Origin of the sequence: Rhizobium sp. YTUHZ045 (genome assembly GCF_051124255.1) — a bacterium.
GTDB lineage: Bacteria > Pseudomonadota > Alphaproteobacteria > Rhizobiales > Rhizobiaceae > Rhizobium.
The window spans coordinates 3,184,906-3,201,138 of record NZ_CP101432.1; the positions used below are offsets into that span (position 1 = coordinate 3,184,906).

The following is a 16,233-nucleotide window of genomic DNA, read 5'->3' on the forward strand; positions in this document are numbered from 1 at the left end:
TGCCTAGTTTCAACGGACTGTCAATGTTTGTCCTTCCACGAAAACGCGGAAGTTTTTTCGTACAGCCAGTAATAGTTGTTGACCATCTGATTGGTACGGCGAAAGCGAAAGCCCGCCGTCGAGAAGACAAGCAAGGTCACGAAGTCGATGCCATAGTAGAGGGCGCTGAGCATCGGCCCATTGAACAGGGCGTGGTGTAGAAACTGCATCGCCCAGGCAAGGAGGAAGGTGTAGACGACGGCCAGTGGATAATTGTTCCAGCCGTCAGCAACCGCCTTGCCGGCTCGCCAGGCCGTCCAGAAGCCGATCAGAACCACGAGGGCGCGAATGACGACGCGAACGCCGTCGTCACTTTCGAAGAAAAGTCCCTGCATGTTAAACTCTCCCTTCGACTAGTGTCTTCCGCCTTCGAGATAGGCGGCGCGGACTTCCGGATTGGCGAGCAGTTCCTTGCCGGAGCCGCTCATCGTCACCTTGCCGTTCACCATCACATAAGCGCGGTGCGAAAGCCTCAGTGCCGCGAATGCGTTCTGCTCGACGAGGAACACGGTGAGGCCTTCCTGCTCGTTGAGCTTCCGGATCGCTTCGAAAATCCCCTTAACGATCAGCGGCGCCAGGCCGAGCGAAGGTTCGTCGAGCAGCAAGAGCTTCGGACGCGCCATCAGCGCGCGGCCGATCGACAGCATCTGCTGCTCGCCGCCCGAAAGCGTGCCGCCGCGCTGGGCATGGCGTTCCTTGAGGCGCGGGAAGAGCGTGAAGATCTTCTCGACGTCCTCAGCAAAATATTTGAGATTGTCGAGACCCGCGCCCATCTGAAGGTTTTCCATGACCGTCATGCGCGGGAAGATGCGACGCCCTTCCGGCGACTGCGCGATGCGCAGGCGTGCGATTTCATGGGTCGGCATACGGGTGATCTCGCGACCCTCGAAGACGATCGATCCCTTACGGGCCTGGGGGCTGCCGCAGATCGTCATCATCAGTGTCGACTTTCCGGCGCCATTCGCGCCGATCAGACTGACGATCTCGCCCTTGTTGACCTCGACATCGATGCCGGCCAGCGCACGGATATTGCCGTAATAAGTTTCGACGCCATTCACCTGAAGAAGCGGTTGACCCGTCATGACTGCATCGCCCATCAGTTTGCGCCTCCTTCGAGCTGCTCGACGGTTGCGATCACCTCTTCCACTTCTTCATCCTCGACGCCGAGATAGGCCGCAATGACCTTTGGATCGTGCTTCACATGATCCGGCGTGCCGTCGGAAATCTTCTGGCCATATTCGAGGACGACGACGTGATCGGAGATTTCCATAACCACAGACATGTCATGCTCGATAAGGAGAATGGAGGTTCCGGTATCGGCGCGAATGCCCTGCAGAAGCTCGTTGAGCTTAGCGGATTCGCGTGGGTTGAGGCCTGCGGCCGGTTCGTCCAGGCAAAGCAATTCCGGGCCCGTGCACATTGCACGTGCGATCTCGAGACGGCGCTGGGCGCCGTAAGGCAGATCGCCTGCCGGATCGTCTGCACGCTCGATCAGATCGGCCTTTTCAAGCCAATGACGCGCCAACTCGACGGCTGCGGCGGCTTCTCGCCGATAAGGGCCGATGCCGATGAGGCCGAGAATGGTATAGCCCGACGCCTGCATCAGCTTGTTGTGCTGGGCGACGAGCAGATTTTCCAGAACCGTCAGGCCGGAAAACAGCCGGATGTTCTGGAAGGTGCGCGCCACCTTGGCTTCCTTGGTGATACGAAAGTCCGGGAGACGCTCCAGCAGGTACTGCTTGCCGCTTCTCTGATTAAGCGTGATCATCCCCATCGTCGGCTTATAGAAGCCGGTGATGCAGTTGAAGACGGTGGTCTTGCCGGCGCCGTTCGGACCGATCAACGCGGTGATGTCGCCGCGCTTGGCCTCGAAGGAGAAGTCGTTGATGGCCATCAGGCCGCCGAACTTCATCGACAGGTGCTCGACCTTGAGAAGCGTGTCGCTCGACATCGTATTGGTGACGGGGCTCATCAACCGTGGCCCTCCTTGGTGAAGCTTCCGGATACGGCCTTGCGTGTCTTGAGGAAGGCGGTTGGTTCACGCGATCCGACGAAACCGCGCGGTTTGAACAGCATGACGACCACCATTGCGAGACCGAAGAGCAGCATGCGGTAGAGTTCCGGCGTGAAGTCGGGCCCGAAGACCGCTTTCAGGAAATCCATTTCGCGCAACGCTTCGGTACCGCCCACCATGACGATCGCGGCGATCGCAATGCCGGTCAGCGAGCCCATGCCGCCGAGAACGACGATGGCAAGAACGACGGCCGATTCCAGGAAGATGAAGGATTCCGGCGAGACGAAGCCCTGGCGAGCGGCGAAGAACGAACCCGCGAAGCCGCCGAACATGGCTCCGGTCGCGAACGCCGTCAGCTTGGTCGTCACCGTATTGATGCCGAGCGAACGACAAGCGATCTCGTCTTCACGCAGCGCTTCCCAGGCACGCCCGATCGGCATGCGCCGCAGGCGGATGGTGACGTAAGCCGTCAACATGCACAGCGCCAGGATCAGGTAGAAGAGGAAAATCTTGTAGTAGGCGGAAGACATCGGCAGGTGAAAGAGCTTGGCAAAGCCGCCGGCCGTCGCATCGAAAGGAATGCCGAAGAGCGTCGCCTTTGGAATGCTTGAGATACCGAAGGTTCCCTTGGTCACGTCGGTCCAGTTGATCAGCACGAGGCGGATGATTTCACCGAAGGCGAGCGTGACGATGGCGAGATAGTCGCCGCGCAGACGCAGCACCGGGAAGCCGAGAATGACGCCCCAGAGCGCAGCCAGGATGCCGGAAAGCGGCAGCAGCAACCAGAAGGACAGGCCGAAATAGCTCGACAGCAGGGCGTAGGAATAGGCGCCGACCGCATAGAAGGCGACATAGCCGAGATCGAGAAGGCCCGCGAGGCCGACGACGATGTTCAGCCCCCAGGCGAGCATCACGTAGATCAGGATCTGGATGCCGAAATTGTCGACCCATTTCAATGAGCCCTGAGCGCCGACTGCCGCCACGATCACCATCGGATAGAGCAGCAGCGCAATCAGCGCGATCTTCAGGAAATGCCGATGGAAGAAGCTCTTCTCGGTCGAAATGTCGAGATCGCCCTCCCGCGCCTTCCGCAATTTGCGGCGGTCGATATTCGGCTTGATGAAAACGACCATGGCGAAACGGCCGATCGCCGCGATGGCGACGAAAATCGCCAGCAGACCCCAGCGCTGGATGATGATCAGCTCGTTGTTGATGTTCTGATCGGTCTTCAGACCGACATAAAGAACAAACATGCCGAGCGACAGGACGGCGGCGAAAAGGGCTTCGATAAGACCTTTGCGGACAAGTCCGGCATCGGGCTTGCCTGCAGAATTCTCGATGTTTGCCATGACGTTATACCTTCTCGACTTCCGGCCGTCCGAGGATGCCCGTCGGCTTGAAGATCAGCACGAAAGCGAGGATGGCGAAGGTCGCCACATCCTTATACGCGATGGTGAAATAGGCCGACCACAGCGATTCGATCAGGCCGATCATCAGCCCGCCGAGAACGGCGCCCGGCAACGAGCCGATGCCGCCGAGAACGGCTGCGGTAAATGCCTTCACACCCGGCGTGAAACCATCGGCGAACGAAGCGACGCCATAATACATCAGATACATCGTCCCGGCGACGGCAGCCAGCGCCGCCCCCATGACGAAAGTGATCGAGATCGTCTGGTCGACATTGACCCCGAGCAGCGCCGCCATCTTGCGATCCTGCTCCGTGGCGCGCTGGGCGCGGCCAAGCGCGGTATGATTGACGATATACCAGAAGACGGTCAGCAGCACCGCCGTGATCAGGATGATGATGATCTGCTTCAGCGACACCGAGATGTTGCCGAACTGGTAAACCGAGCTCACCATCGGCGGGATCGGCTTGTTGCGCGGTCCCTGCGTCACCTGGATGAAGTTGGACAGCACGATCGACATGCCGATTGCGGTGATCAACGGTGCAAGGCGGAAGGATCCGCGCAGCGGACGGTAGGCAACACGCTCGATCGTCCAATTCCACAAGCTCGTCATCAGCATCGCAACGACAAGCATCGCCAGCAGCAAAATTGCCACCGGGAGACCTGCGAAGATGGATGTAAGGACGAGAAAGACGATAAGAGCGGCGAAACCACCGAGCATGAAGATGTCGCCATGGGCGAAATTGATCATGCCGATAATGCCATAAACCATCGTATAGCCGATAGCCACGAGGCCATAGATGGATCCGAGCGTCAGCCCATTGAAGAGCTGCTGGACGAAATACTCCATATGTCGTTTTCCCCTGGATGCGAGCCAAAGATGCTGCATCTCTTTTTGGTTATTCGGCTCCCCGTTCAAGGAACCTCATAGGCCGCATCCATACCGGTTTCGTTGAAAATGTGAAGACAAAAAGGGTCTACTCCAGCAGATTCTTGTTCGAACAGGCCTAAATGGCGCATTTTGAACCAAAATCCACAGAAAATCGGCAAAGGCCGACCCATTTTTAGCCAAAACCCTCTGCCGGCTTAACCATCCGGCAAGCGCGCCTTCGATTTCCCGCGTCGCTTTCCGCGTAAGCTATTCCGCAAGGCTGGAAGAAAGCGCAAATTCAACCCTTCAGCCCGCAGTTTTTGCGAATGGTATTTCACATGCAAATGCCGCCATCCTCGCCTGACAGCTGCGTGAACTTATGGTAGCATCAACTATCTGCGTTATCGGGGGTGCGGGGCGCGGCGAGAACCACCATATCGATATCTGGTGCGACAGGGATGGTTGACGACGAGCGACAGCGGGCGCTCGCGGCGCGGCGAACGGCAAAGGACAATGCTGACCACATTTGAAAAGGCGGCGCTCGAAGCCGGTAAGGCCATCATCGCGGTTTTGCGCGAAGGCTTTCCCATCGCCATGAAGGCGGACGCAAGTCCGGTTACGGTTGCCGACGAGGAGGCCGAACGCATCATCCTCGCCCATCTCTCCAGGGATTACCCCGACATACCCGTCGTGGCGGAAGAGTCGGTTGCCGCTGGAAACGTGCCCGACATCAGCGGCCGGGGCTTCTTCCTCGTCGACCCGCTCGACGGCACCCGTGAATTCGTCGACGGACGGCAGGAATTCACCGTCAACATCGCCTATATCGAGAACGGCGCCCCGGTCGCCGGGATCGTCTACGCGCCGGCGCTCGGGCTCGCCTTCTCGGGAGAACGCGGCCGTGCCGAAAGGCTTGATGTCACCGAGGACTTCACCATTGGGGCACGCACCGCAATTGCCGTGCGCGAGCAGCCGGACGATCGGCTGGCACTTGCAAGCCTTCGTCACAACAGTCCGGAGACAGGAACCTTCCTCGCCGATCACGCGATCTCCAAATGCACCAATATCGGCTCTTCGCTGAAATTCTGCCTGCTGGCGGAAGGCAAGGCCGACGTCTATCCACGCTTCACCCGCACGATGGAGTGGGACACCGCGGCCGGCGACGCGGTGCTGCGCGCCGCCGGAGGGTCGACAGTGACGCTCGACGGGGCGCTGCTGACCTATGGCAAGACGGGGGCGGCGGCCGATTTCGACTTTGCCAACCCCAACTTCATCTCCTGGGGCGGCAGGAAACGCGTCCTCGAACCCGCGTGACCGCCCGTTATGATGTTCTGCGCCTGCCGCGGCATTCCCTACCGCGTTCGATCGCACAGCACACCCTCGCACAAACTGGGAAGTGATTTGGCCGGGGCGGTCGCGTGATTCCGGGCCGGCTTAACTCTCGATCGCTCACAGTTTGGAGCTTGTCGATTCGGCCTTGATTTTGTCATATTCTGACACAGATTGAGAACGGCCGAACATATCCGGCAAAAAAATTCACGTCGGAATTCGTTAAAAATGCCGTCAGCCAACCGTCGGTCGCGTGTCGAAACAACACGAGGACAGCCCCATGGAAGCCATGGCCAAAGGCCTAGAAACCTTGACGAAATTGTAATTCTTAACGAAATATCATGAGCTTGCCTCAACTTAACGCAGGTGCGAAAGATTTGTTGCGATGCGATATTTCTCTGGACACCATTACACAATTGTCGCATTTTTCCGTTTTAGTAGGGTTACCAACACCTGAGTGCAGCCCTGGTCACAGGGCAAACCATTGATCGCCTATTGCCGCCGCGCCCCTCGAAGACAACAGAGTACGATCCTTGAGCATCACGGAATTAAACAACACCATTTCGACTGATTCCTTCCGCCCGAGCCGCCGCCAGCAGCCGAGCTTGAAGATTCAGACCCCTGTTATCCATAGCGATGCCTCCCAGGCGCCGTGGATGGACCTCGCCCTGAAGCGGGCGTTCGACATAGTTTCGTCGTTGAGCGCCCTCCTCGTCCTCGCTCCTTTCCTTCTCCTCATAGCCCTGCTGATCAAGCTCGACAGCCCGGGACCGGTGCTGTTCAAGCAGACCCGCTGGGGTAAGAACTGCAAGGCCATCAAGGTCTACAAGTTCCGTTCCATGCGCACCGATCTTTGCGATGTCTCGGGCGTTGCCCAGACGGTGAAGAACGACCCGCGCATCACCCGCATCGGCGCTATTCTGCGCCGCACGAATATCGATGAGTTGCCGCAGCTGTTGAACGTGCTGTTGGGCGACATGTCGGTCGTCGGTCCTCGCTGCCATGCAATCGGCATGCGCGCCGGCGGCATGCTCTATGAAGAGCTCGTACCCGAATATCATCAGCGCCACGCGATGCGCCCCGGCATGACCGGTCTTGCCCAGATGCGTGGCCTGCGCGGTCCGACCGATCGTCCCGCCAAGGCGCGCGCCCGCATCGCTTGTGATCTTTATTATGTTGGGAATTTCTCGATTTTGATGGATATGCGCATTATCGCCGGGACCGTCGTATCCGAACTGACCGGCGGAAAAGGCTTCTAAGCTTTTTGTGAGAAAGGCCGGCTGCCTCAGGGCGGCCGGTGCCGTTCTGGCGATCTCCTGCGTGCGGTTGACCGTATATGGCTTGGACATCGCGCTCTTCAGATAACCATCGACCGCGTGCGACGAGAGATCGAGAATGATCGTAATCTCATCGCTGCTCGTGCGTTTCGCTGACAACGCAGCTCTTCGAGCTGGCGCCGGCTAGACGTTTCCGGCGAGCCATCTTCCGGATTGCGGTTAGAACCTCACGCAGCCATAGCGCATTGCCACAGAGTGCTCCCGTGCCCACATCGCCGCCCGAGTAGCGAAAATGTATTTGCTTCCGGTGAGTGTCGGGCAATGCGAAGGGATGTTCAGGCCGGACACCTGGAAGAGCGCGTCGAGGCGGCAATTTTCCTGATCGGCAGCACCGCCCGCAATCGATCCATCCTCGCAGAAGATCGGCGGAACCGTACGCTTCATCGGCGTCACCGGTCTGATGCCATAGAAGAGATCGACGTGCTCGTGAGAGCCGGCGGGATTTTGTTTCGCTCGTTCACCGGCCACTCCGGCACCTAAATTTGTTATCAAAGTCTTACGTTGGGCTTAGGCAATTTTTAAATGTGGCAGGCTAGAGTGGCGCTCGTGGTCTTGCGTTGTGTAGAGAGTCCAATGACCGAAATGATACGTCCCCGAGTGAAATATGTCATCGGCCCCGATGGCAGCCCCCTGACCATCGCGGACCTTCCGCCGCCCAATACGCGGCGCTGGGTAATCCGCCGCAAGGCAGAGGTTGTCGCGGCTGTTCGCGGTGGCCTGTTGAGCTTGGAAGAGGCCTGCGAGCGTTACACGCTCACGGTCGAAGAATTCCTTTCCTGGCAGTCGTCGATCAACAGCCACGGCCTCGCCGGGCTGCGCACCACCCGCATCCAGCAGTATCGCCACTGATCACGCGCCATTCGTCGTCACTTATTTCGGGCCGGACGCATCTCCCATCAGGGAATGAAGAAGGCCCGAAATCATTGACGAGGCCGCGTAGCACCAGAGGCCGGGCTGCGTGAAGGCATCCGCCAACCCCGTTGTCTTCGCCGCAGCAATGACGATCGCGACCAGCAGCACGTCCATCATTGACCACTTGGACAGATGCGGCACGACGCGACGATAGAAGAGGCTCCCGGCCCCGCTGCCGGCAGCCGTCGCTTCCGCCGCAATCCCGATCATCTTCAGAAACGGAAGCACGATCGAGACCAGCGCGACGATCAGCGCCAGCAGCCCATCTCCGCCTTGCCAGAGCGAGACGACGATTTCGATGAGCGACGGAGTCTGATCGAAGAAGTACAGAGTCTCGAAACGGACCAGCGGCAAGATCAGACCGAGCGCCAGGAGGAACGGCGCTGCTACGAGAAGAGCAGGGCGGACGATCGAAAGCGCGCTCATTCCCAAAGACCTAGCGCCGATCCGACATTTTTCATGAACACTGCGTCTCCCTGAGGAACTGTTCCACTCGCTTGGCACGACCGCGCCGCCGTGTCACCGTCGGCTGCGATAAATATCTGTGTACGAGGAAAGACGATGGATATCCGAAATGAGGAAGGCGCATCCGGCGGCCGTTATGCCGTGGATGTCGAGGGGCACGAGGCGGAGATGACCTATTCACGTGCGTCGCCGAAGCTCGTCATCATCGATCACACGGCCGTTCCCGACGCTTTGCGTGGCAAGGGTGTCGGCCAGGCATTGGCGCTTCACGCGGTGGAAGCGGCCCGCGCCGGCGGTTGGAAGATCATTCCGCTCTGCCCGTTCTTCAAGGCGCAGGCACAACGTCATCCGGAATGGCAAGATGTCGTGAACTGATTCGCGACGCTTGAAGCGGTCGTCGCGTGGAGCGGCGGCGTGCGGACGCAAAACAAGGGAAACACCAAAAGCCATGTATGACGGACGGCACGCCCATCATACATGGCTTCTCTCTGGCGATTCCCGGGGCGCCGACGCCGGCGCCCGCATTTTCTCTCAGGCCCTGGCGGCGCGGGCGCCGCTGTCACGTTCTTCCAGCGCCGTCGCCCTTGCAAATTCCGCCTGCATCTCCTCAAGCGCCAATTCCAGCGCCTCTTCCTGCATCTTCAGTTCCTTGATTGAAACCTGCAGGTTGTCGGCCCGCTGACGCGCGGCCTTGGCGAAGGTCGGATAAGCAAAGTGATTCGGGTCGGATATACCGGACTTCTTTTCCTCGACGACGATCTGGCTCTCCAGATCCTTCGTCATCCGTTCGAATTCGGACATCATCATCTGCAATTGCTGCAATTGACGTCGTTTTTCGTTCACCTGAAACTCTTTCAGGCGAACGAGACTTTCTCGCGACTTCATACGCATTACTCCCGTGATGCGAGACCCCGGCTCAACTTGAAACCGCCCTGCGCGCCGCTTTGACACGGTTTGCTAAAAAATTTCCTGCGATATTAACAAAAACCTACCGCTGGTAACCTTTCGTTTACGGGCATCGTTAATGATAGGCCCGATGATTTAAGGGTCGGTAAATGCCACGGCATGAAGTTCGAACCTTTTCATTGGCGAGTCGGATGAATCACTTAGCGCTGTTTCCTAATGTTAACGTTGAGGAACGCCTTTTTGAGATTCCTATTGGAAAACAGAGAAATGGAAAAATTATTTAATAAATTCGATACTCCTTGCCAGAGTGAATTAGAATTTGTTAACCATTTCGTGGCAGCCTCCAAATCACCTAGCTTGTTCGGGTAGCGTGTAGGGGGCCAGACCACCTTTCGGCGGCGGTAAAGGGGATAATTATGCGGGTACTTCTCATCGAGGATGACAGCGCTACGGCGCAGAGCATCGAATTGATGCTCAAATCAGAGAGTTTTAATGTTTACACCACCGATCTCGGTGAAGAAGGCGTCGATCTGGGCAAGCTGTATGATTACGACATCATCCTTCTCGACCTGAACCTGCCCGACATGTCCGGATATGAAGTGCTCCGCACTCTCCGGCTTTCCAAGGTCAAGACACCGATCCTCATTCTGTCGGGCATGGCAGGCATCGAAGACAAGGTTCGCGGCCTCGGCTTCGGCGCCGACGACTACATGACCAAGCCGTTCCACAAGGACGAACTGGTCGCCCGCATCCACGCTATCGTTCGCCGCTCCAAGGGTCACGCCCAGTCGGTCATCATGACCGGCGAGTTGATCGTCAATCTTGACGCCAAGACCGTCGAAGTCGGCGGCCAGCGCGTCCACCTGACGGGCAAGGAATATCAGATGCTGGAGCTGCTGTCGCTTCGCAAGGGCACCACGCTCACCAAGGAAATGTTCCTGAACCACCTTTACGGCGGTATGGACGAGCCGGAACTGAAGATCATCGACGTCTTCATCTGCAAGCTGCGCAAGAAGCTCGCCAACGCCGCCGGCGGCGCCAACTACATCGAAACCGTCTGGGGCCGTGGTTACGTTCTTCGCGAGCCGGATGGCACCGAATATGCGGAAACCGCTTGATCTTCCGATCCCCCTTGTCGGATGACGAAGTCCCGCCCTTTCGGCGGGATTTTTCGTTTGTACCGCCGGCGCTGCCGCCGCGTTGAAGGTATCCGCCTGATCTGACCGAACAGGCTGATATCCGGTCAAGGAAAAGCGCAGCGTCAGCCGGAGCCCGGCGGCGCTTTCGGCACTATGCTCAGGGACGGCCGATGCGGCCAGAAAAAAGCTGCTGTCAGGCAGCAATCGCGCGGTTTCCGAAAACCGCGGTTAGGATCTTACGATCGAACGGCTTCAGCAGGAAATCGGTGGCGCCGGCTCGTTTACCCGCCATCAGCTTCTTCAGATCCGCCTCAATGACGCAGTAATAGATCTTGACCTCTTTGCCGCCGTCCATGGCGCGGATGGCCGCGATGAGATCGAGCGCACCTTCCATGCCGGAATCGACGATCAGGTATTCCGGCAACTCTGTCTGGCAGCGCTGCAGCGCCTCGGCGGCATTGGAGGCCTCGCTGACGAGAAAGTCGAGTTCGGAGAGAATGCGCTTGCCGACCTTACGGACAATATCCGAATTATCGGTGATCATGAACCTTTGCATGACTACTCCTTTCCCCGCATTCGTCGTAACGAGGGGTCTTCCACAACCTAAGAGAATAGGTCTATCAGGCTAAGGAATCGTTACCAGACGGGCGAGAGCATGCTGCTGCACCCGAAAATCAGACCGCAGCAACCGTCGCCGTAAACACCAGTTCGTCCGGGCTTGCGCTGTGGTCAAGCGTCATTCCGCACTCCTCGGCCAGAAGCACGGCGTAGTACGGCTGGATCGAATGGGCGTCGATCGCTTCCTCGATCGTGCCCGTCGATATCTCGACGAATTTCGGCGGCAGACGCATCAACTTGCCTTTCGCCGTCAGCGTGAACTTGGCGTCGAATTCGGGATTTTCGAGCGTTACCTCGAGCACCCCGCCGCGCGGAATCGCCGAATAGGCGACGAGGAAGAGGTTGAGCAGCAGCTTGACGCGGTTCTTGGCGACGATGGCACGCGGTCCATTCCAGATCACCTCAGTCTTCTTCTCGGCGAGTGCAAAATCCTTCGCGGCCCGCTCGGCCTCGCCGGTATCGATCGAGGCGCCGACGGAACCGGAGGCGCCGAAGGCGAGGCGCGCGAATTTCAAACGGACCGAGGCGTTGAGCGCACTGGTGCGGATCAGATCCATTGCATCGGAATCAGCTCCGCCTTCATCCAAGAGTTCCAGGCCGTTGTTGATCGCGCCGACGGGCGAGATGACGTCGTGGCAAACGCGGCTGCAGAGAAGCGCGGCCAGATCCGGGCCGGACAGGGTGAGGTTCGGGTTCTTGGACATCATCGTCTCCTGAAAGGCGGCAATCTCATCGCGCCCGCAAATATGCTTCATCAAAATTGCGCGAAGTTTGCGATCGTATTCGGTGCCATAATGACACCATATTTGGTAAACCGATTGTTAAGATCATCGGCGCAAAATGCAGCAATCGACGCGAGCGGGTGCCCGCTCCAGCCAAACGACGAACGGATGACATCATGCGCCCTCGATTTCCGCACCGATTCATTGGCTTCTGCAGGTTGCTTTCGGCCCTCGTCTTCTCCTCGCTGGTGATTGCCGCGCCGGCCGCCGCCCAGAACAACGGGCAGTATACGATGCAGGAAATCATCGATACCGGCCACTCCTTCTTCGGCTCCGCCAGTGGCGGCCTTGCCAAGGTGGTCGAGAGCGCCTTCCAGAAATACGGCCTGCCGAACGGTTATATTCTCGGGCAGGAAGGCGGCGGCGCCTTCATCGCCGGTCTCACCTACGGCGAGGGCCAACTCAACACCAAGAACGCCGGCGAGCATCCGCTCTACTGGCAGGGCCCGTCTCTCGGCATCGATTACGGCGGCCAGGGTTCGCGCGTCATGATGCTGGTTTACGACCTGCCCTCCATCGACGGCATCTATGCCCGCTTCGGCGGCGTCAGCGGTTCGGCCTATGTGATCGCCGGCTTCGGCATGACGGTGCTGAAAAACAATGACGTGCTGGTTGTGCCGATCCGCACCGGCGTCGGCGCCCGCCTCGGGGTCAATGTGGGTTATCTCAAGATCACCCAAGCGCCGACCTGGAACCCCTTCTGAGACCTTAAAAGCGGCAGGAATCGGCCGCCGCCGCATCGGCGGCCTTGCCATGCGCGCCATGTCTCTTTAATCATCGCGGCTGACCCCGCATTAACTGTCGAACCGATGGCCGCGCCGTGATCGAATACGCTCTCTTGTTCGGATTGGGCTTCCTGACCGCGGCCTTCCTCGTCTTTCTGGTTTCGCCGGCCGTTCACCGCCGCATTGTCTGGTATACCGAGAACCGCCTGAAGGCGACAATGCCCCTGAGCCCGCAGGAGGTTCGCGCCCAGAAGGATATGGTGCGCGCGCTTCATGCCGCCGAAAATGCCCGCACCACCCAGGACCTTCTGCGTGAGCGCGAGAAATCCCTGTCTCTCCAGCTGCGCCACGATGCGCTCGCCGTCGATGCCGGCAGGCTCGCCGCCGAGATTGGCGAATTGCAGGCCCAGATCGGCGAGATGCACGTCGAGGCGGCCGAGCAGCGCTCGCGCCTGCGTAAGGATGAAAACTATATCAGCCAGCTGAAGACCAATCTGCATATTGCCGAACAATCCGCCGCCAACAAGGAGGCCGAACTGACGGCAATGCGGACGCGGCTGAGCAAACTCAGCGAACAGGCCGACGGGCTGAGAATCGATCTCGCCGCGCGTGAGACCGAAGCGGAAAGCCTGAAATTCCGCGCCAACGCGTTGCGCGACGAACGCGACACCTTGCGCCAGGACGCCAACCTGCTGCAGAAGCGGGCTAGGGATGTCGAGCAGAAACTCACGCAGCAGCAGCATTTGGTGATCCGCCTGGAGGATAAGGCTGCGCGCGAAAGTGCTTCCGCCTCCGAGAAGGAAACGCAGCTCGCCCGCCGTCAGCAGGAGATCGCCAAGTTGAAGGAGCAGTTGAAAGCCGCCAATGCCGAGATCCGCAAGATCAACCGAATCCTGCGCGATGCCGGCCTGGCCAAGATAGCGGCAGAACTACCGACGGAACTGACAGTCGAAGACACGACCGCATCCGTGCTCGACATGGCCGCTGTGACGGCTGAGATAGGCGAGGATGTCCGCAAGCGCAGCGCCGCCCTTGCCGAACGCTTGCAGAAGGCAAAGTCCGTCACCGGACGCGATGGCGCGATCCGCGAGGAGATCGCCTCGATCGCCGCCAACATGGTGGCGCTGACCGCACTCAACGAAGGCCCTTCGTCGCCGATCCGCGCGCTACTGCCGGATGCCGGCAACAAAAATCCGAGCGATCGCGTCAGTCTTGCAGACAGGGCGGCCGCCATCATCGCCAATCCGCTGCGTTAAAGCTCATAGCCGCCCCATGGCGGAGGCCATGGAAAACAATGCGATCCCTGTCGCAGTTGCCGCGTTGAGACTATCGAGCTCGTCTGATTGGGGGATGCGCGCGCTCTGAAAACGCGCCAGCAGCGCCTCCGGCAAGCCCTCCCCTTCGGTGCCGATGACGAGCGCCATGCGTGCCGCAGCGGGAATGGCGCGGATGTCGGTCTTTCCGTGCGGCGAAAGCGTCCAGATGGCAAAGCCCCGTTGGGCAAGCGTCAGGAGCAGGTCCAGCGCCTTGCCGCCGCGCCGGTGCGGAACGCTAAGCACCGAGCCGACCGACACACGTAACGCCTTGCGATAGAGCGGATCGCAGCAGGTTTCGTCGAGCAACACGGCATCCGCCCGGAAGGCAGCAGCATTGCGAAACATCGAGCCGGCATTGTCGTGGTTGGAAATGCCGCAGCCGACCAGCACCAGCGCCCGTTCCGGCAATGCGTCGAGAAGTGCCGCCTCGCCGCGGTCCTCTCGCTTTCCAAGGGCGAGAACGCCGCGATGCAGATGAAAGCCGACGACACCATCGAGCACTTCGGCCTCGGCGACATAAACCGGCACACTAGCCGGAAACCGTTCCAGGATGGATTGCAAGCCGTCGACGCGATTGCGCAGCAGCAGGATTTTCTCGGCCGAGAAGCCGCGACGTGCCGCATGCGCCTCGGCGAGCATGCGCAGCACGACAGTGCCTTCGGCGATAAAGCGGTTTTCCCGGCCCGTCAGGTCACGCTCTCTTATATCGCGAAACTCGGCGATGCGTGGATCGTTGGCGCTGTCGATGACGATCGGGGCGACCATCCCGCCTCAATTTCCCCCGACGGTGACGTCGGCGACCGTGCGGCCGGTCCTCAGATCGAATACCAGCGCCTTCCTCGTGCCTTCAACCGTTTCTCCATAGAACAGCATCTGTCCCGCCGAAAACGAGGTGGACTGCACCTTGAACCCGATAGGCAGGGAGAGGCTCGCCGCAAGCGGTGCATCCGCAGGCACGCCGGAGGCTGCGGCAGTGGACGCGGTCTCCTTGGGCTCGCGCATCGTCTTGTAGACAACAGCGCCGAAGACCGCCATAAGGCTGACGAACATGATGGCGCCGGAAACAATCTGCAGGCGGACCATCTTGCGCCGGACACTTTCCATCGCCGGATCAAGGGGCTTCTCTTCCTGGTCGTCTGGCTCGATTGCTGTCATCTGTGCGTTCCGTTCTAAAAATACGTCGGAGAAGAAGCGTCTTGAGCGACCCCTTTAAACAAGCAGCCGGCATTAGAAAAGTCCTGACCGCCGATGAAACCGCCGAAGGCCGGCTCGACGCCTGGCTGACGGCGCAGGTCGGTGAGGATTTTTCCCGTAGCCGCATCAAGGCGCTGATCAAGGAGGGACTGGTTTCTTTGAGAGGCGAGCAGGTTACCGATCCGCAGCGCAAGGTGCGCGTCGGCGACAGTTTCGAGATCACCCTGCCCGAGCCGGAGGACCCGACCCCAAAGGGCGAAGATATCCCGCTCGACATCCTGCATGAGGACGATGACCTTATCGTCATATCGAAACCGGCGGGTCTGGTCGTCCATCCCGGCTCCGGTAACTGGACAGGAACGCTGGTCAACGCGCTGATCCATCATTGCGGCCATACGCTCTCAGGCATCGGCGGCGTGCGCCGTCCCGGCATTGTCCATCGTCTCGACAAGGACACGACAGGCGTCATGGTCGTCGCCAAGAACGACGTCGCCCATCGCCACCTCTCGCTTCAATTTGCCGACCACGGCCGCACCATGCCGCTGGAGCGGGCCTATCGGGCAGTCGTCTGGGGCCGTCCCCGCACTCTGTCGGGAACAATCGATGCGCCTCTCGGCCGCGCCACCGGCGACCGCACCCGCCGGGCCGTCAAGCGCCCCGACAGCCAGGATGCGGACGCGGCGATCACCCACTACGAAGTAATCGAGCGCTTCCAGGAAAACCCTGACGCGACCGCGCTCGCTTCGCTGGTCGAGTGCCACTTGGAAACCGGTCGCACCCATCAGATCCGCGTGCATATGGCCCATATCGGTCATCCGCTCGTTGGCGACACCGTTTATGGCGCCGGCTTCAGGACCAAGGCCAATCTTCTGCCCGAAGAAATCCGCAAGATCGTCAACGGTTTCGGCCGTCAGGCACTGCATGCCTTCATGCTGCAATTCGAGCATCCCCGCACCGGCGAACTCATGCATTTCGAAGTGCCGCTGCCGGATGATATGATGAAACTGGTCGCAGCTTTGCGACGATAAAGGCGGCCCGGGATACCTCTCTCGCCGCCTCACACCTGCGTGAGCAGCACCTTGAACCGCCGTTTCGCCATACTTATCTGTATATAGACTTAGTGCGGGCTTGGAACAAAAGCCGCACGTCCCGGTTCGCCTTTTAACGCGGGGGCGCGTTTCCA

At 59.4% G+C, this 16,233-nt stretch carries 20 protein-coding genes; 8 read left to right on the top strand and 12 right to left on the bottom strand.

Annotated elements, in window-relative coordinates:
* Positions 1-20: 20 nt before the first annotated feature.
* From NMA58_RS15915 to NMA58_RS15935, 5 genes are read right to left on the bottom strand one after another with little or no spacing between them, the layout of a single operon-like run.
* Positions 21-374: a DUF6867 family protein gene (locus tag NMA58_RS15915; RefSeq protein ID WP_085779192.1), complete on the bottom strand. Its 354-nt coding sequence runs from the start codon at positions 372-374 to the stop codon at positions 21-23.
* 18 nt (positions 375-392) lie between these two features.
* Complete coding sequence (locus tag NMA58_RS15920) at positions 393-1,136, bottom strand: ABC transporter ATP-binding protein (protein ID WP_434711154.1); 744 nt, start codon at positions 1,134-1,136, stop codon at positions 393-395.
* Positions 1,136-2,011 (bottom strand): ABC transporter ATP-binding protein, encoded by an 876-nt coding sequence (locus NMA58_RS15925; RefSeq protein ID WP_064804536.1) that lies wholly within the window; start codon positions 2,009-2,011, stop codon positions 1,136-1,138. The genes NMA58_RS15920 and NMA58_RS15925 overlap by 1 nt, the downstream gene beginning before the upstream one ends.
* Positions 2,011-3,402: a high-affinity branched-chain amino acid ABC transporter permease LivM gene (livM, locus tag NMA58_RS15930; RefSeq protein WP_085779193.1), complete on the bottom strand. Its 1,392-nt coding sequence runs from the start codon at positions 3,400-3,402 to the stop codon at positions 2,011-2,013. The genes NMA58_RS15925 and livM overlap by 1 nt, the downstream gene beginning before the upstream one ends.
* Before the next feature lie 4 nt (positions 3,403-3,406).
* The gene (locus NMA58_RS15935) at positions 3,407-4,309 is read right to left on the bottom strand and encodes a branched-chain amino acid ABC transporter permease (protein ID WP_064811172.1); all 903 of its coding nucleotides are present in this window, start codon (positions 4,307-4,309) and stop codon (positions 3,407-3,409) included.
* A 534-nt stretch (positions 4,310-4,843) separates the two neighbouring features.
* Here NMA58_RS15935 and cysQ point away from each other — a divergent pair.
* Together cysQ and NMA58_RS15945 are read left to right on the top strand one after the other, a co-directional pair.
* On the top strand, positions 4,844-5,641 hold the full coding sequence (cysQ, locus tag NMA58_RS15940) for a 3'(2'),5'-bisphosphate nucleotidase CysQ (RefSeq protein WP_285194278.1): 798 nt from the start codon (positions 4,844-4,846) through the stop codon (positions 5,639-5,641).
* 548 nt (positions 5,642-6,189) lie between these two features.
* Positions 6,190-6,915, top strand: coding sequence for a sugar transferase (locus tag NMA58_RS15945; RefSeq protein WP_085779195.1), 726 nt, complete (start codon positions 6,190-6,192; stop codon positions 6,913-6,915).
* Positions 6,916-7,152: 237 nt separating this feature from the next.
* Here NMA58_RS15945 and NMA58_RS15950 read toward each other — a convergent pair whose 3' ends face one another.
* Positions 7,153-7,461: a hypothetical protein gene (locus tag NMA58_RS15950; RefSeq protein WP_434711157.1), complete on the bottom strand. Its 309-nt coding sequence runs from the start codon at positions 7,459-7,461 to the stop codon at positions 7,153-7,155.
* 105 nt (positions 7,462-7,566) lie between these two features.
* Here NMA58_RS15950 and NMA58_RS15955 point away from each other — a divergent pair, with 105 nt between their 5' ends.
* On the top strand, positions 7,567-7,842 hold the full coding sequence (locus NMA58_RS15955) for a DUF1153 domain-containing protein (protein WP_007533628.1): 276 nt from the start codon (positions 7,567-7,569) through the stop codon (positions 7,840-7,842).
* Between the two features lie 21 nt (positions 7,843-7,863).
* Here the strand turns inward: NMA58_RS15955 and NMA58_RS15960 are convergent, their stop codons facing one another.
* Positions 7,864-8,331 (bottom strand): paraquat-inducible protein A, encoded by a 468-nt coding sequence (locus NMA58_RS15960; RefSeq protein WP_430958573.1) that lies wholly within the window; start codon positions 8,329-8,331, stop codon positions 7,864-7,866.
* Between the two features lie 135 nt (positions 8,332-8,466).
* On the opposite strand from NMA58_RS15960, the gene NMA58_RS15965 reads away from it, so the two are divergent.
* The gene (locus NMA58_RS15965; RefSeq protein ID WP_183699090.1) at positions 8,467-8,745 is read left to right on the top strand and encodes a GNAT family N-acetyltransferase; all 279 of its coding nucleotides are present in this window, start codon (positions 8,467-8,469) and stop codon (positions 8,743-8,745) included.
* 156 nt (positions 8,746-8,901) lie between these two features.
* On the opposite strand, the gene NMA58_RS15970 is transcribed toward NMA58_RS15965, so the two are convergent.
* The gene (locus NMA58_RS15970) at positions 8,902-9,255 is read right to left on the bottom strand and encodes a flagellar export protein FliJ (RefSeq protein ID WP_085779199.1); all 354 of its coding nucleotides are present in this window, start codon (positions 9,253-9,255) and stop codon (positions 8,902-8,904) included.
* 437 nt (positions 9,256-9,692) lie between these two features.
* Between NMA58_RS15970 and ctrA the strand changes: the two genes are divergently transcribed.
* Positions 9,693-10,394: a response regulator transcription factor CtrA gene (gene ctrA / locus NMA58_RS15975; protein ID WP_007533606.1), complete on the top strand. Its 702-nt coding sequence runs from the start codon at positions 9,693-9,695 to the stop codon at positions 10,392-10,394.
* Between the two features lie 214 nt (positions 10,395-10,608).
* Here the strand turns inward: ctrA and NMA58_RS15980 are convergent, their stop codons facing one another.
* Together NMA58_RS15980 and chpT are read right to left on the bottom strand one after the other, a co-directional pair.
* Positions 10,609-10,971 carry a response regulator gene (locus NMA58_RS15980; protein WP_011426567.1) on the bottom strand — a complete coding sequence of 121 codons (363 nt, stop codon included), beginning with the start codon at positions 10,969-10,971 and terminating at the stop codon, positions 10,609-10,611.
* A 118-nt stretch (positions 10,972-11,089) separates the two neighbouring features.
* A complete protein-coding gene (gene chpT, locus NMA58_RS15985) occupies positions 11,090-11,737 on the bottom strand; it encodes a histidine phosphotransferase ChpT (RefSeq protein ID WP_085780171.1) in 648 nt (215 codons plus the stop codon).
* Between the two features lie 194 nt (positions 11,738-11,931).
* Here chpT and NMA58_RS15990 point away from each other — a divergent pair, with 194 nt between their 5' ends.
* On the top strand, positions 11,932-12,519 hold the full coding sequence (locus NMA58_RS15990; RefSeq protein ID WP_434711167.1) for a DUF1134 domain-containing protein: 588 nt from the start codon (positions 11,932-11,934) through the stop codon (positions 12,517-12,519).
* A gap of 116 nt (positions 12,520-12,635) precedes the next feature.
* The gene (locus NMA58_RS15995; RefSeq protein ID WP_434711169.1) at positions 12,636-13,796 is read left to right on the top strand and encodes a hypothetical protein; all 1,161 of its coding nucleotides are present in this window, start codon (positions 12,636-12,638) and stop codon (positions 13,794-13,796) included.
* A gap of 3 nt (positions 13,797-13,799) precedes the next feature.
* Here NMA58_RS15995 and NMA58_RS16000 read toward each other — a convergent pair whose 3' ends face one another.
* Positions 13,800-14,621 (bottom strand): TrmH family RNA methyltransferase, encoded by an 822-nt coding sequence (locus NMA58_RS16000; protein WP_434711170.1) that lies wholly within the window; start codon positions 14,619-14,621, stop codon positions 13,800-13,802.
* 6 nt (positions 14,622-14,627) lie between these two features.
* Positions 14,628-15,011 (bottom strand): hypothetical protein, encoded by a 384-nt coding sequence (locus NMA58_RS16005; protein WP_434711172.1) that lies wholly within the window; start codon positions 15,009-15,011, stop codon positions 14,628-14,630.
* Positions 15,012-15,052: 41 nt separating this feature from the next.
* Between NMA58_RS16005 and NMA58_RS16010 the strand changes: the two genes are divergently transcribed.
* Complete coding sequence (locus NMA58_RS16010; RefSeq protein WP_434711174.1) at positions 15,053-16,078, top strand: RluA family pseudouridine synthase; 1,026 nt, start codon at positions 15,053-15,055, stop codon at positions 16,076-16,078.
* The last annotated feature ends 155 nt before the right edge of the window (positions 16,079-16,233 follow it).